We start from the raw sequence: 13,625 nt of genomic DNA, 5'->3' as shown, positions 1-13,625 counted from the left end.
CCGCTGACAGAGCACCGCCGACAGAGCACCGCCGACGCGGCCGATCCCGCGGGGAGATGTCGCCCCGGGATCGGCCCCCGCCGCAACCGCAGGCCGGGCAGGCGCCTGGTCACGTCCGTCCTGGCAGACCGAGGTCTAGGAGCGGGCCGCCCCGAGGAAGGAGCGGATGAGGTCGGAGTCCTTCACGCCCCTGGCCACCTCGACGCCGCTCGAGACGTCCACGCCCCACGGCCGCGCGGCCTCGATCGCCTGCCGTACGTTGCCGGGGTCGAGGCCGCCCGCCAGCAGCCAGTTCCCCGACGGCCTACCCCGGACGGCCGCCCAGTCCCACGGCTCGCCCGCGCCCGCCCTGGGCGCGTCGACGATCAGCAGGTCCTCGTCGAAGGCTCCGGTGCGAAGGTCGGCGTCGGCCGCCACGGCGCGCACGAGGGTGAGGCCGAGATCCTTCAGCGCGGTGAAGTCGGCGTGCGGGTGCCTGCCGTGCAGCTGGACGGCTCCGACCCCCGCGGCCTCGGCCGCCTGCCGTACCTCTTCCACCGGCTCGCCCATGAAGACGCCCACGGTCAGCACGTGAGGGGGAGCCAGCGCGGCCAGCTCCGCGGCCCGCGAGGGGGTGACCCTGCGCGGGCTGGCGGTCATGACGAGCCCGATCGCGTCGGCGCCGGCCTCGACGGCCGCCTCGACGTGCTCGGGCTCGCTCAGCCCGCAGATCTTCACGAACATAGCCGAAAGCCTAGCGCCGGCGTGAGGCTGCGGGCGACCAGGCCCAGACCGTGGTCAGCGCCAGCAGGCCGAACATGAGCACGCCGTTGGGCACGTGCGCGCCCAGGCCGATGGCCAGCAGGAAGTGCTGGGCGATGCCGAGCACGAACAGCGCGAGGCTGGCGAGCGCGGGCCAGCCCGCGCCCCTGCCCGGACGCCAGTACAGGACGGCGGCGACGATCTGGAGCAGGCCGATCAGGTGGGAGACCATGCCGATCATGACGTGGGTCTCGGCGACCCCGAGATCGGCGGCGATGCCCGTGTCGGTGAAGACCAGCGCCTGGCCCGCGAACATGGCCGCGACGAGCAGCGAGACCGCGTGGGCGAGCACGAGGACGCGCAGGGTGTAGAGCAGCCCTGAGGAGACAGGGGAGACAGACGTGGCTGAGGTCACGTCGTGCATGAGGTGGTCCTTCCTGGAGAGGTGAGGACCACATCGTGACGGCGCGGGCACCCGGCGGTCGTCAGCCTGCCGGGTGATGCCCCGGTCAGCCCCGCGGCGGATGCCGCACGGGGCGGAAGGCGGCGTCGACCAGGCCGATGCGGTGCGCGACGACGGCGGCCTGGATGCGGTTGCGCAGGCCGAGCTTGTCCATCGCCGAGCCGACGTGGGTCTTGACCGTGGTGACGCCGACGTGCAGCCTGTCGGCGATCTCGGCGTTGGACAGGCCGGTGCCGACCAGGGCGAGCACCTCGAGCTCCCGCTCGGTGAGCCCGACGGGCGCGGGTGTGGCCTGCTGCTCGGCGGCCAGCGCCCGCTCGACCACCCTGCGCAGCACCGAGGGGGCCAGCAGCTGCTCGCCCGAGGCCGCCCTTCGCACGGCCTCGACCATGCGCTCCGGCTCGTCGTCCTTGACCAGGAAGCCCAGCGCTCCGACCCGCAGGGCCGCGTAGACGTTGGCGTCGTCGGCGAAGGTGGTGAGGACCACGATCTTGGCGCCCGGCTGCGAGCCCAGGATGCGCTTGATCGCCTCGAGGCCGTCGACCCTGGGCATGCGCAGGTCCATGAGCACCACGTCCGGTCTGTGGTGTTCGGCCAGGCGCACCGCCTCCGCGCCGTCCTCGGCCTCCCCGACGACCTCCATGTCGCCCGCCGCCTGCAGCAGCATGCGCACGCCGGCTCTGACCAGCGCCTGGTCGTCGGCCACCACCACTCGGATCACGTCGTCACCTTGGTCTTGGGGTAGGGAAGGGTCACCGACAGCCGCCAGCCGCCGCCGTCGGGTCCTGCGCTCAGCGTGCCGCCCAGCGCCTTGGCGCGCTCGCGCATGCCCGCCAGCCCCTGCCCCGAGGACGGCAGCGGCTCGCGCACCGTGGGCGGGCGGCCGTTGGACACCTCGACGAGGAGCTCCCCGTCACCCGCGGCCAGCCCCACCCGTACGGCGGTGCCGGGCCCCGCGTGCTTGAGCACGTTGGTCAGTCCCTCCTGCACGATGCGGGCGGCCGAGGCCCTGGCCACCAGCGGCGCCTCGCCGAGCGCGGGATCGACGTCGAGGTCGACCAGCAGCCCCGCGGCGATCATCCGCTCGGCGGACTCGGTGACCACGTCGGCGGGGTCGGCCAGCAGCGCGGCGTCGCCGCCGGGGTCGCGCAGGACGTCGAGCAAGCCGCGCAGGTCCTCGAGCACCTGGTGGCCCGTCTCCTTGATGTCGGCCAGCGCGTCGGCGACGGGACCGTCGGGGGCGGCGTAGCGGGCGGCGCTCGCCCGCAGCACCATCGCCCCGACGTGGTGGGCGACGATGTCGTGCACCTCGCGGGCGATGCGCTCGCGCTCGGCCAGCTGGTCGGCGCGCAGCTGGGCGATGGCCAGCCGCTCGGACTCGCGCACCCGCAGCCGCTCGGCCTCCGCGGCCGACTGCCTGGCGCCCGCGTACCTGCCGATCGCGATCGGGGTGGCGACCACCACGAGCATGAGCCCCACCTTGAGCCCGGTGACGGTGCCCTCGGAGCCGACCACCACGAGCGAGGCCAGGAAGCTGGCCGCCACGTAGACGACCAGGTTCCAGAACCAGGAGGCCACCCGCATCGCGAACACGCCGACCGAGATCAGCAGCAGGACGTGGACGGTGCTGGTCGCCGCCGAGAACGTCTGGTTGGACAGGAGCAGCATCGCCCCCTCGACCAGGAACACCACCGCGGGCAGCCGCCTGGCCACGCCCAGGGCCAGCCCCGCGACCACCACGAACGAGACGATCACCCATGCGGGCTGCTCGCTGGTGTGCCACATGGGCCAGGTGCCGAGCACCGCGACGGCCACGCCCGCCCCCGCCAGCAGCACGTCGGGGGTGACCTCGGGCTCCTTCAGCCGCCCCGCGGGACCGCGCAGGTAGCGGCCGACCAGGGCGGGCAGCAGCGGGATGCCGACGGAGTAGACCCAGGCCGCCCCGGTGAAGCCGGTGCCGGGGTCGGCGATGTTGAGGCCGGTGGCCAGCGCGCCCGGCACGACGGCGACGAGGGTGGCGAGCCAGCCTCGCAGGTAGCCGGTGGCGCCGATCGCGACGCAGAGCAGGATCTGCGCGGTGTTGGAGGTGAAGGCCTCGATCTGGTCGGTGAACAACAGGAACGCGGCCAGGTAGAGGCTGACGTGGACGGGACGGCGCCGCACGAACCCCATCGGCGCGCCGACCAGGACGGCGAAGACGGGGACCAGCCAGTCGGGCGCCGCCCCTGCCCCCGCCTTGCCCGACATCAGCAGGTCGAGGGCCACTCCCGAGGCGGCGAGCAGCACGTCGGGTGCCACACCACGCCATCGCATGGGGACAACCGTATCGAGGACCGCCGCCTGCTCGGTCCTCCCGACGGAGGAGTTCGCATCCTCCAAGTGGCCGGTTTTCTGGCCGCAAGTCGGATGAGCGGGCTTGCGCGGGGGTCGTAACGTTGGTCCCATGCCCAACGACACCACGTTGTTCCTCGGCCAGTTCATGCGCTCCCCCGCGACCATCGGAGCCCTGGCGCCCAGCTCGCGGCGGCTGGCGGAGACGGTGTGCACCCCCGTGCCCGAGCGCGGCGAGCCGACCGTGGTCGAGTTGGGCCCCGGCACCGGGCCGTTCACCGCCGAGATCCAGCGCAGGCTGGACGGGCGTGGCCACCATCTTGCGATCGAGTTGAACCCCACGCTGGCCTCCCTGCTCGCCGACCGCTTTCCCCGGGTGGACGTGGCGCAGGACGACGCGGCCCGCCTGCCCGACCTGCTCCGCGATCGCGGCCTGACCAGGGCGGACGTGGTGGTCAGCGGGCTGCCGTGGGCCGCCTTCCCCGAGACGCTGCAGGAGCGGCTGCTGGGCGCGGTCACCTCCACCCTGTGCCCGTCGGGGGCGTTCACGACGTTCTCCTACATCCACGCGATGCCGCTGGGCTCGGCTCGCCGCTTCCGCGCGCTGCTGGCCGACCGCTTCGAGGAGGTCGTGCTGGGCCGTACCGTGTGGCGCAACACCCCGCCGGCCTACGTGCTGCACGCCCGCCGTCCGCGCTGACCCCTGTCGGCTGGACAGAACTTCGTTCTACGATTGCGCACGCAACGAGAATGGGGTGATCGAGGTGGACTTCACGCTCCCCGAGAGCGCGCTGACCGTCCAGCAGGGCGTCGGTGACATCTGCTCGCGCTACGACATGGACTACTGGCAGCGCTGCGAGGCCGACAAGCGCTGGCCGGAAGAGGTGTGGGCGGAGCTGGCCAAGGGCGGATGGCTCGGCCTGGCCGTACCGGAGGAGTACGGCGGCGGCGGGCAGGGCCTGCTGGAGCTGGCGGTGGCGACCGAGACCCTGGCCGCCTCAGGGGCGGCGGGCGGTTCGGCGTTCACCTACGTGCTCACCCCGGGCTTCGGCGCGCTGACGCTGGCCAGGCACGGCAGCGCCGAGCAGCGGGCCGCGTTGCTGCCCAGGCTGGCCACCGGCGAGATCGAGACGTGCTTCGCGCTGACCGAGCCGGACGCGGGCTCCAACTCGCTGGCGATCACCACCTCGGCGCGCCGCGACGGCGCCGACTACGTGATCAACGGGCAGAAGATCTGGATCACGGGGGTGCAGCGGGCCACCTGGATGATGCTCGTCACCAGGACGATCCCGGCGGCCGAGGCGAAGCCGCGCACGAACGGGATGACCGTCTTCCTGGTCAACGTGCCCGAGGCGGTGGCGGCGGGCCGGCTGTCCTTCCGGCCGATCCCCAAGATGGGCGCCAACACCACGCCCTCGAACATGGTCTTCCTCGACGACCTGCGCGTGCCCGCCTCCAGCGTGGTCGGCCAGATCGACCAGGGCGCCCTCGTCCTGTGGGACATCCTCAACCCCGAGCGGATCCTGCTGGCCGCCTCGGCGCTGGGCGGGGCGGAGGTGGCGCTGCGGGTGGGGGTGAGCTACGCCAAGGAGCGTGAGGTGTTCGGGCGGCCGATCGGTGCCAACCAGGCCATCGCCTTCCCTCTCGCCCAGGTCAAGGCGAAGATCGAACTGGCCAGGCTCATGCTGTACAAGGCCGCGTGGTCCTTCGACCGGCAGCTGCCGTGCGGCACCGAGGCCAACATCGCCAAGCTGACCGCCTCGCAGGCGGCGTGGGAGGCGGCGGACGCGGCCTTCCAGACGCACGGCGGGATGGCCTACTCGCTGGAGTACCCGGTCGCGCGGCTGCTCACCGACGCGCGGATCGGCAAGATCGCTCCGGTGACCGAGGAACTGCTGCTGAACCACCTGGCCACCCAGGTGCTCGGCCTGCCGCGCAGCTTCTAGAAGGACGGCGGGCGCTTCTCTCGCAGCGCCCGCACCCCCTCCTGGACGTCGGGGCCTGAAAAGCCGAGGAACTCCATGGCCAGGGAGGCGTCGAAGGTCGGGCCCGCCATCCTGAGCCAGTTGTTGAGCGAGTACTTGGTCAGCCTGATGGCCTCCTGGGAGCCCGCCGCGAGCCTCACCGCGATGTCGAGCGCCCTGTCGTGCACCTCGGAGTCGTCGACGCAGAGGCTGACCAGGCCCATCCGCTCGGCCTGCTCGCCGGTGACGGGCTCGCACAGCAGCAGGTGGTACTTGGCCTTGGCCATGCCGCACAGCAGCGGCCAGATGATCGCCGCGTGGTCGCCCGCGGCCACGCCCAGGCGGGTGTGGCCGTCGATGATGCGGGCGGTGCGCCCGGCCACGGAGATGTCGGCCAGCAGCGCCACCGCCAGGCCGGCGCCGACGGCGGGGCCCTGGATGGCGCTCACCACCGGCTTGGAGCAGTTGAGCACGTTGTAGACGATGTCGCGGGCCTCGGTGAACACCCGCAGCCTCGTGGCGTGGTCGCGGGTCATCTCCTCGATCATGGACAGGTCGCCGCCCGCGGAGAAGGCCTCGCCCTCTCCCCTGACGAGGATGGCGCGCACGTCGTCGTCGCGGTCGAGGTCGCGCCAGATCTCGGCGAGCTCGCGATGGCCCGCCATGTCGACGGCGTTGAGCCTGCGCGGCTCGCTGATCGTCACCCGCCGCACGCCCTCGGCGGCCCAGTCGAGCCTCAGCTTGTCGTAGGTCACGGCTCCAGCGCCGTCCTGAGCCTGTCGGCCACGTAGGCGCGGATCTCGTCGGCCTGGTCGAAGAAGCCGGGCAGGCCGAAGAAGCCGTGGACCATGCCGGGACAGCGGCGCACCTCGACGGCCACGCCCTCGTCGGCCATGCGCGCGCCGTAGGCCTCGGCCTCGTCGCGCAGCACGTCGTACTCGGCGCTCACCACCGTCGCGGGCGCCAGGCCCGCGCACGAGCCCAGGCGCAGCGGCGACAGGCGAGGGTCGAGCGGATCGGCGCCGGCGGCGTACTGCTGGACGAACCAGGCCATCTCCTCCGCGTCGAGGCCGAAGCCCTTGGCGTGCTCGCGGTAGCTGGGTGTGTCCATGGCCACGTCGACGATCGGGTAGAGCAGCGCCTGGTGGGCGAGGGTGAGCCCGGCGTCGCGGGCCTGCCAGGCGGCCACCGCGGCGAGGTTGCCTCCCGCGCTGTCGCCGATGACCGCCACGTGGCCGTTGCTCTGGTAGAAGGCCGGGCGGGCGAAGATGTCGCGCAGCACGGTCCAGGCGTCGTCGGCGGCCGCGGGGAAGGCGTGCTCGGGGGCCAGGCGGTAGTCGACGGAGACCACCACCGCCCCCGTCCTGATCGCCAGGTCCCTGCCGACGGCGTCGTTGCGCCTGACGCTGCCGAACACCCAGCCGCCGCCGTGGAAGTAGACGATCACCGGCAGGGTGTGGTCGCCGGGGTCGGCCCGGTAGACCCTGATCGGCACCTCGTCGGCCAGGGCGTCGCGGACGAACGGCAGCCGCGTCAGCGGGCCGCGCCGCTCCGCCAGGCCGTCGGTGGCGCGCATCCGCTCTATCTCCGCAGGCCCCAGGCTCGCCAGGTCGGCGCCGAGGTCGGAGGGGTAGAGCTCCAGATAAGCCCTGGCCTGGGGGTGCAAGCTCATGATCCGAGCTTACTCATGAGCCACACCATTTCTCATCAGTATCGGGCGGCCTCGACGAGTGCCTCGAACAACCGCATATCATCGCCGCGCTCGGGATGCCACTGGACGCCCACGCCGAACCTGTGCCCCTGCAGTTCGACGCCCTCCACGATCTGGTCGTCGGCCCATGCCACGGCCAGCAGCCCGGTGCCGAGGCGCTTGACCGACTGGTGGTGCGGGGCGTTGACCTCGATCGTGTCGCCGATGGCCTTGCCGAGCTTGCTGGAGACGCTCACCTGGATGACGTGCGGCTGCCCCTGCGCGCCGTGCCGCTCGTGGTCGAGCACGTCGGGCAGCCAGGGGATGAGCGTGCCGCCCTGGGCGACGTTCAGGACGTGCATGCCGCGCGCCACCGCGAGGATCGGCACATCGGCCTGGACGGCGGCGCGGGCCAGCGAGAGCTCGAACCTGTCGCGGTGCGGCTGGGGCTCGGCGACCCTGTCGTCCTGGTCGGCCCCGTAGAGCGTGGCCCCGACCTCCACGCCGCCCGCCAGGACGACGCCCTTGAGGCCGCGGACGTAGTCGTCGACGGCGTGCAGGTTGAGCGGCGGGAGCAGGACGGGGGCGCCGCCCGCCCGTTCGACCGCCTTGGCGTAGGAAGGCGGCCCGATGACCGCCTCTCTCACCCAGTCACCCCATCGGGCGGCCTCGAAGTAGGCGGTGATACCGATCAACGGACGAGACATGCGCGCTCCAGGAGGCATGCAGGAGGTCGGGCAACCCGCGTCAGAGATGGTGACCAGGTTCCCGCTCCATCATGGCCTACCGGATTTCGGTTATGTCACCTTCCCGGGTATCAGTGCTGTCACTTCCTCCTCAGGGATCATGTCGCCGCCCTTCCGTAGCAGGGCGGCAGGAAGCTTCCCGGGCGACCGTGACGGGTGGCGGCACCCCGGCGAATACGAATGCGATACGTATTCACTTTCGCTGACCTAAACTCCAGAATTTCGATTGCGGAAAATAACGTTCCCATTACGGATAGTTCTGGTTAACACCGTATTGAGGTGAAACGGTTGTGGCCCCAGGGAGGCGGTGTAACACTCCAGATGAGTGCGCGGACGTGCCGGGGCGCGCCGTACGCTCATAACCCGGAGCCGTCAGGGAGGTGGAACGACACGACCGGAATCGCATTCCGGTCAAAGGGTGGGGTCAAAAGGCATGTCGTTGAATCCGCGCCTCGTCAAAGAGAGTTTCTCCGTCATCGAACCCGTCGCCGACAGGGCGGCGGCCTATTTCTACGGCCGGCTGTTCGCCGAGAACCCGCATCTGCGGGGGATGTTCCCCCCTGCCATGGACGTGCAGCGCGACCGGCTGTTCAGCGCGCTGACCAGGGTGGTGTGGAGCCTGGACAGTCCCGACAGCCTCGCCTCCTATCTCGGCCAGCTCGGCCGCGACCACCGCAAGTACGGTGTGATCGCCGAGCACTACACCGCGGTCGGCAACGCCCTGCTGGCCACCATCAAGCGCTTCGCCGCCGACATCTGGAGCACCGAGATCGAGGCGGCATGGGTGGCGGCCTACACCGCCGCCGCCAACCTCATGATCGACTCGGCCGAGAGCGACGCGGGGGTCTCACCCGCGTGGTGGCTGGCCGAGGTCGTCGACCACGAGCGGCGCACCGCCGACATCGCGGTGCTCACGCTCAGGCCGACCCAGCGCCTGCCGTACACCGCGGGCCAGTACGTCAGCGTGCAGACCGCGCGCTGGCCGAGGGTGTGGAGGACCTTCTCCATCGCCAACGCGCCGCGCGAGGACAACACGGTCAGGCTGCACGTGCGAAGCGTGCCAGGCGGCTGGGTCTCGACCGCCCTGGTGCGGCACACGCGCATCGGCGACACGCTCATGCTCGGCCCGCCCATCGGGACGATGATCCCGCACGAGTCCGGCGGCAGGGACATCCTCTGCGTGGCGGGCGGCACGGGCCTCGCGCCGATCAAGGCCATCATCGACCACGTCATCACCTCGGGACGGCGGCCCAACATCCACCTGCTGTACGGCGCGCGCACCGCCGAGGACCTCTACGACCTGCCGGACCTGATCCGCATGGAGTCGCGCTTCCCCTGGCTGCGGGTCCTGCCCGTGGTCTCCCACCAGGCATCCTACGACGGCATGCGCGGCCACCTGCCCGAGGTGATGCAGCGCTTCCACTCGTGGGCCGAGCACGAGGTGTACGTCTGCGGGCCGCCCGCGATGGTGCACGAGACGGTCGGACGGCTGCAGGCGAGCGGGGTGCCGCTCGCCCGCATCCACCGCGACGTCGTCCAGGGCGAACGCTGACCCCTTCCTCCTCCCCGGCCTCCTCCCCCGGCGCGGCCGCGGGAGGAGGGCTCAGTGGAAGGCGGCGGCGGTCTCCTCGTCGTTCGGCCAGAAGGTCTCGATCGCCAGCTCCGACACCGTCACGTCCACCGGGGTGCCGAACGTAGCGATCGTGGTGAACATCGACAGCACCCTGTCCCCGTGCCTGATCCGCAGCGGCAGCAGGATGTCGGCGGGCCCTGGGACGTGCGCCACGTTCAGGTCCACCCCCTCGTAGGTGTAACCGGCCAGTTCGTCGTGCAGCTCGGCCAGGCGCCCGCTGCCCGAGGCCTCCGCCTGTCTGCGCAGACGGTGAAGCAGGTGCGCCCGCACCTCCGGCAGGTTGACCAACCGCCCGCCCATCGCCTCGGGGTGCAGCGAGAGCCGCATCACGTTGACGGGCTCCTTCAGCAGCTCGGCGGGCGCGCCCTCCATGAACATCGCGGCCGCGCCGTTCGCGGCCACCAGGTCCCACGCGGCGTCCACCACCAGCGCGGGGTACGGCTCGTGCCCTGCGAGGATCTTGTCCAGCGCCTGCCGTACCACCTCCATCTCCGGCGCGCGCACCTCGCGCTCGGGAAAGACCGGCGCGTAGCCCGCGGCCACGAGCAGGCGGTTGCGGTGCCGCAGCGGTATCTCCAGCTCCTCGGACAACCTCATCACCATGTCCCTGCTGGGCCTGGCCCGGCCCGTCTCGAGAAAGCTGATGTGTCGGGCCGACACCTCCGCCTCGATTCCCAGGTCGAGCTGGCTGACGCGGCGCCGCTGGCGCCACGAGCGCAACAGATCACCAAATGACTCAGTTTGTACGGCAAGCGCTCCCATAGCCCGAACGCTAGCGGGAAAAGGGAATCATCACGATTACCTGGGACGTAAGCGGACGGCGCACGCCCGCAAATCCCGCACTCCCCAGAAGTTGTCGGTAGCGCGTGACACGATGGCCAGCAAGCCAAGACAGGGAGACCAACATGAGCGACGCCCTACTCGCCGTCGGCACCCGCAAGGGGCTCTTCCTCGCCCGCTCCACCGGCGGCGGCCCGTTCGAAGTCGAGCCGATCCAGTTCTCCACCGTCGGGGTGCACTCCGTCGCGATCGACACCAGGGGCGAGAGGCCCAGGCTGCTCGTGGGCATCGAGTACGGCCACTTCGGCCCCTCGGTGATGTACTCCGACGACCTCGGCAAGAGCTGGCAGGAAGCGCAGAGACCACCCATCGCCTTCCCCGAGAAGACCGGAGCCACCCTCGAGAAGGTCTGGCAGCTCCTGCCCTCGCCGTCCGAGCCGGGCGTCGTCTGGGCCGGCACCGAGCCGGGCGCGCTGTTCCGCTCCGACGACGGCGGCATCACCTACACCCTGGTCGAGGGGCTGTGGGAGCATCCGCACCGGCCGCAGTGGCAGCCGGGCGGCGGCGGCCTGTGCCTGCACACGATCCTCAACCACCCGACCGACCCCAAGATCATGGGGGTGGCCATCTCCACGGGCGGCTTCTACCGCACCACCGACGGCGGCATCTCCTGGGAGGCGGCCAACCAGGGCATCCGCGCCCCGTTCCTGCCCGAGGGCCAGCAGTACCCCGAGTTCGGGCAGTGCGTGCACAAGGTCAGCCTGCACCCGGCCAGGCCCGAGCGGCTGTTCCTCCAGCACCACTTCGGCGTCTACCGCAGCGACGACTTCGGCGGGTCGTGGACCGACATCGGCTCCTCCCTGCCGTCCGACTTCGGCTTCCCCGTCGTCGTCCACCCCGACAGGCCCGACACCCTCTACGTCCTGCCGCTGCACGCCGACATGGACCGCACCCCCGTCGGCCACCGCTACCAGGTCTTCCGCAGCGACGACGCGGGCGAGAGCTGGCAGGCGCACGGCGAGGGCCTGCCCCAGGGGCCGGTCTACGCCTCCGTGCTGCGCGACGCGATGACCGCCTCGCACGCGGGCATCTTCTTCGGCACCCGCGACGGCTCGGTCTACGGCTCGCGCGACGGCGGCGACACCTGGAGCGAGGTGGCCTCCCACCTGCCCGACGTCCTGACCGTCAGGGCGGCGGTGCTGTAGCCCATGGCCAAGCCCGCCATGATGGTCGTCTTCGTGCTTCCCAGCGCGCTGCGGCACTGGGTGAGCGGTGAGAGCGAGGTCAAGGTCTTCGCCGTGGGGGCCGACCGCGACACACCGCCCACCCTGGGCTCCGCCCTCGACACGCTGCGGCGGACTCATCCGTCGCTGGAGGGGCGGTTACGAGACGACTACGGGCAGATCAAGAGCCACATCAACATGTTCGTGTGCGGAGAGAACGCCCAGGGGCTGGGCGGCCTCGACTGCGCGATCCCACCGGGAGCCGAGGTGTACGTCCTGCCTGCCCTTTGACCGCGGGGGGCTTCGCCTGGGGGGCTGACTGCAAGGGCCTTCGCCTTCGGGCGCTTCGCGCGATGGTGGCTTCGGGCGGGTTTTCGGGGGAGCCCAGTTCCCCACGTCCCCTCGGCAAGGGGCCTCCCGGCCCCCTGCACCCCCGGGCGTTGCGGTGGCGGGGTTTGGTCAAGGCTTGAGGATCCTTTCGAGGATCGCCAGTTCCCTCGCCAGGACATGCGGAACCGAGCGGTTCTTACCTCGGTGATCAGGATCGGGGTTCAAGTGGGTTACTCGTGTGGCGCCCATCATGCGCTGGATTCTGATGGACAGGTTCTCGTAGATCTGGGTGGTTTAGGCGCCTGATTCGGTCACTGGGACGAGACAGCTCGGCCGTGCCCGTGACCAGGAGTGCCCTGCGGGCTGGTCACGGTGGCAAGCCGAGCGAAGGTGGTCCTCCTTCATCATCTGGCTGAAGGCGGTGTGTGGTTCGTCGGCCCCGGGCCGGCCTCCGTCACGAGTCCCGCGGCGCCACTGTGGCAGGTCAGGTGGCTGGTGGCTACAGGCGGATGCGGGTGTGTCTGGCCTCCTGGGGTGGGATCTGAACCTTGGCCAGTTCTCGCAGGGCTCGTAGGGCGCCGGTCTGCCTGGCCAGGGTGAGGGCCTGTCTGGCTGTTTCGACCGAGCGCTCGCATTCGTGGGCGTCGGCGTACGCGTGGGCCATGCGTGCCAAGGCGTAGGCGGTGGCATAGGTCGGCGGCGTCTTCGGCGGTTCCTGTTCCAGGATCTCGATCGCGTCCCTGGCGTGGCCGAGATCGACGAGACACCCGGCGCACAGGGTGTTGTGGGCCTGGGTGGAGCAGTCGAATCGGTAGGGCGTGTCGTCCCCCGGTTCCGCGAGTGACTGAGCGGACTCTTCCAGGCGGCGACGGCACATGTCCAGGTTGCCGGCGAGGGCGTGGCCCTGCGCCTCATGATGCCGGGACAGGGCATCCACCCGCGCGGGGAGGTTGGCGCGTTCACGGGCGGCGACGGCGAGGGCGACGAGCCCGCCCGGATCACCGGCGGCATCGGAGAGACCTCCCCGCTGGGCAAGGGTGTAGGCCTCGAGCAGCGCGTCGGCCGCCTCGCGAGCATCGCGTACGGCCTCATCCGACCAGGCCAGTGCCCTGCCCGGGTTTCCCGCCTCGTGGTGCAGGCGGCTGATCAGCTCCGCGTTCTCGGTGGCGAGCAGCAGGAACGCGCGTCTGACGGGCGAACTGGCATCCCGACGGAACTCTTCGATGCCCACGAAGACAGGCCGCAGGACGCTGATCGCGTCGGCGGGGCGGAGGTCGGTTCGGGTGTAGGCGTCCAGGATCGCTCTGAAGTAGCCGACCGTCCGGTCATCGGCCCGCTGAGGCGCCTCGATCGCCCGGCCGGTGGATTCCTCCTCCTCCGCGGTGAACATCCCCGGCACCAGCGGGATGCCGGTCAGGTAGTGCCACAGGGTGGTGCCGGCCGCGTCGCCGACGAACAGCTCGGCCTCGTCCACGCCGAAAGCCCGGCAGAGCAGCTCCGCATACCACTCGTCGGGCCGCCGCTCCCCCGCCTCCCAGAGCCGAATCATCGAGGTGAGCGTCTCCAGCGTGGGCAACCGGTCCCGCGTGCTCTCGTCCGCCGCGGCTGCCAGCCGTTCCGCGAGCTCCCTCTGACTCCACAGGCGCCCGCGGCGCAGGACCCCCAGACGGGCGGCCCAGATCGGAACATCGATGTCGACCATTGGCGTGTCCCCCCATCGTCCA

Annotated in this window: 14 protein-coding genes; 5 read left to right on the top strand and 9 right to left on the bottom strand. The window is 71.1% G+C overall.

The features are described from left to right. Nucleotides 1–135: 135 nt before the first annotated feature. From ABFX55_RS08765 to ABFX55_RS08750, 4 genes are all read right to left on the bottom strand, one after another. Entirely contained in the window at nt 136–723 is a 588-nt protein-coding gene (locus ABFX55_RS08765) for a phosphoribosylanthranilate isomerase (RefSeq protein ID WP_346119398.1), read from the bottom strand. A 10-nt stretch (nt 724–733) separates the two neighbouring features. Beyond that, entirely contained in the window at nt 734–1,165 is a 432-nt protein-coding gene (locus ABFX55_RS08760) for a hypothetical protein (protein ID WP_183661393.1), read from the bottom strand. 85 nt (nt 1,166–1,250) lie between these two features. Next, nucleotides 1,251–1,925, bottom strand: coding sequence for a response regulator (locus tag ABFX55_RS08755; RefSeq protein ID WP_346119396.1), 675 nt, complete (start codon nt 1,923–1,925; stop codon nt 1,251–1,253). Next, nucleotides 1,922–3,517: a sensor histidine kinase gene (locus tag ABFX55_RS08750; RefSeq protein WP_346119394.1), complete on the bottom strand. Its 1,596-nt coding sequence runs from the start codon at nt 3,515–3,517 to the stop codon at nt 1,922–1,924. Before ABFX55_RS08750 ends, ABFX55_RS08755 begins: the two co-directional genes overlap by 4 nt. A gap of 130 nt (nt 3,518–3,647) precedes the next feature. Here ABFX55_RS08750 and ABFX55_RS08745 point away from each other — a divergent pair, with 130 nt between their 5' ends. Together ABFX55_RS08745 and ABFX55_RS08740 are read left to right on the top strand one after the other, a co-directional pair. Then, nucleotides 3,648–4,235 carry a class I SAM-dependent methyltransferase gene (locus tag ABFX55_RS08745; protein ID WP_183661397.1) on the top strand — a complete coding sequence of 196 codons (588 nt, stop codon included), beginning with the start codon at nt 3,648–3,650 and terminating at the stop codon, nt 4,233–4,235. Between the two features lie 55 nt (nt 4,236–4,290). Then, nucleotides 4,291–5,481 (top strand): acyl-CoA dehydrogenase family protein, encoded by a 1,191-nt coding sequence (locus tag ABFX55_RS08740; RefSeq protein ID WP_346119392.1) that lies wholly within the window; start codon nt 4,291–4,293, stop codon nt 5,479–5,481. On the opposite strand, the gene ABFX55_RS08735 is transcribed toward ABFX55_RS08740, so the two are convergent. Genes ABFX55_RS08735 through ABFX55_RS08725 form a run of 3 tightly spaced genes read right to left on the bottom strand, consistent with a single transcriptional unit; the run spans nt 5,478 to nt 7,896 of the window. Beyond that, nucleotides 5,478–6,254, bottom strand: coding sequence for an enoyl-CoA hydratase/isomerase family protein (locus ABFX55_RS08735; RefSeq protein WP_346119390.1), 777 nt, complete (start codon nt 6,252–6,254; stop codon nt 5,478–5,480). The genes ABFX55_RS08740 and ABFX55_RS08735 overlap by 4 nt on opposite strands. Continuing rightward, nucleotides 6,251–7,171, bottom strand: a complete 921-nt coding sequence (locus ABFX55_RS08730) for an alpha/beta hydrolase (RefSeq protein ID WP_346119388.1) — start codon at nt 7,169–7,171, stop codon at nt 6,251–6,253. Before ABFX55_RS08730 ends, ABFX55_RS08735 begins: the two co-directional genes overlap by 4 nt. A gap of 35 nt (nt 7,172–7,206) precedes the next feature. Beyond that, the gene (locus ABFX55_RS08725; RefSeq protein ID WP_346119386.1) at nt 7,207–7,896 is read right to left on the bottom strand and encodes a gamma-glutamyl-gamma-aminobutyrate hydrolase family protein; all 690 of its coding nucleotides are present in this window, start codon (nt 7,894–7,896) and stop codon (nt 7,207–7,209) included. A 472-nt stretch (nt 7,897–8,368) separates the two neighbouring features. On the opposite strand from ABFX55_RS08725, the gene ABFX55_RS08720 reads away from it, so the two are divergent. After that, nucleotides 8,369–9,487: a globin domain-containing protein gene (locus ABFX55_RS08720; protein WP_346119385.1), complete on the top strand. Its 1,119-nt coding sequence runs from the start codon at nt 8,369–8,371 to the stop codon at nt 9,485–9,487. A gap of 51 nt (nt 9,488–9,538) precedes the next feature. Here ABFX55_RS08720 and ABFX55_RS08715 read toward each other — a convergent pair whose 3' ends face one another. Continuing rightward, a complete protein-coding gene (locus tag ABFX55_RS08715; RefSeq protein ID WP_246453711.1) occupies nt 9,539–10,288 on the bottom strand; it encodes a helix-turn-helix domain-containing protein in 750 nt (249 codons plus the stop codon). Between the two features lie 185 nt (nt 10,289–10,473). Here ABFX55_RS08715 and ABFX55_RS08710 point away from each other — a divergent pair, with 185 nt between their 5' ends. Together ABFX55_RS08710 and ABFX55_RS08705 are read left to right on the top strand one after the other, a co-directional pair. Then, nucleotides 10,474–11,553, top strand: coding sequence for a WD40/YVTN/BNR-like repeat-containing protein (locus ABFX55_RS08710; protein ID WP_346119383.1), 1,080 nt, complete (start codon nt 10,474–10,476; stop codon nt 11,551–11,553). A 3-nt stretch (nt 11,554–11,556) separates the two neighbouring features. Then, nucleotides 11,557–11,862: a ubiquitin family protein gene (locus ABFX55_RS08705; RefSeq protein WP_183661405.1), complete on the top strand. Its 306-nt coding sequence runs from the start codon at nt 11,557–11,559 to the stop codon at nt 11,860–11,862. Nucleotides 11,863–12,400: 538 nt separating this feature from the next. Here the strand turns inward: ABFX55_RS08705 and ABFX55_RS08700 are convergent. Beyond that, complete coding sequence (locus ABFX55_RS08700; protein WP_346119381.1) at nt 12,401–13,603, bottom strand: NsdA family TPR-like regulatory protein; 1,203 nt, start codon at nt 13,601–13,603, stop codon at nt 12,401–12,403. Between the last annotated feature and the right edge of the window lie 22 nt (nt 13,604–13,625).

It is taken from the genome of Nonomuraea roseola, from assembly GCF_039535395.1.
GTDB classification, from domain to species: domain Bacteria; phylum Actinomycetota; class Actinomycetes; order Streptosporangiales; family Streptosporangiaceae; genus Nonomuraea; species Nonomuraea roseola.
The sequence above is the reverse complement of the archived record's forward strand: the minus strand, read 5'-3'. Positions and strand labels throughout refer to the sequence as shown.

Coding starts and splice junctions, on each gene's coding strand:
- ABFX55_RS08765 (WP_346119398.1), bottom strand. CDS start 723: ATGTTCGTGAAGATCTGCGGGCTGAGCGAGCCCGAGCACGTCGAGGCG.
- ABFX55_RS08730 (WP_346119388.1), bottom strand. CDS start 7,171: ATGAGCTTGCACCCCCAGGCCAGGGCTTATCTGGAGCTCTACCCCTCC.
- ABFX55_RS08745 (WP_183661397.1), top strand. CDS start 3,648: ATGCCCAACGACACCACGTTGTTCCTCGGCCAGTTCATGCGCTCCCCC.
- ABFX55_RS08750 (WP_346119394.1), bottom strand. CDS start 3,517: ATGCGATGGCGTGGTGTGGCACCCGACGTGCTGCTCGCCGCCTCGGGA.
- ABFX55_RS08760 (WP_183661393.1), bottom strand. CDS start 1,165: ATGCACGACGTGACCTCAGCCACGTCTGTCTCCCCTGTCTCCTCAGGG.
- ABFX55_RS08720 (WP_346119385.1), top strand. CDS start 8,369: ATGTCGTTGAATCCGCGCCTCGTCAAAGAGAGTTTCTCCGTCATCGAA.
- ABFX55_RS08705 (WP_183661405.1), top strand. CDS start 11,557: ATGGCCAAGCCCGCCATGATGGTCGTCTTCGTGCTTCCCAGCGCGCTG.
- ABFX55_RS08710 (WP_346119383.1), top strand. CDS start 10,474: ATGAGCGACGCCCTACTCGCCGTCGGCACCCGCAAGGGGCTCTTCCTC.
- ABFX55_RS08700 (WP_346119381.1), bottom strand. CDS start 13,603: ATGGTCGACATCGATGTTCCGATCTGGGCCGCCCGTCTGGGGGTCCTG.
- ABFX55_RS08725 (WP_346119386.1), bottom strand. CDS start 7,896: ATGTCTCGTCCGTTGATCGGTATCACCGCCTACTTCGAGGCCGCCCGA.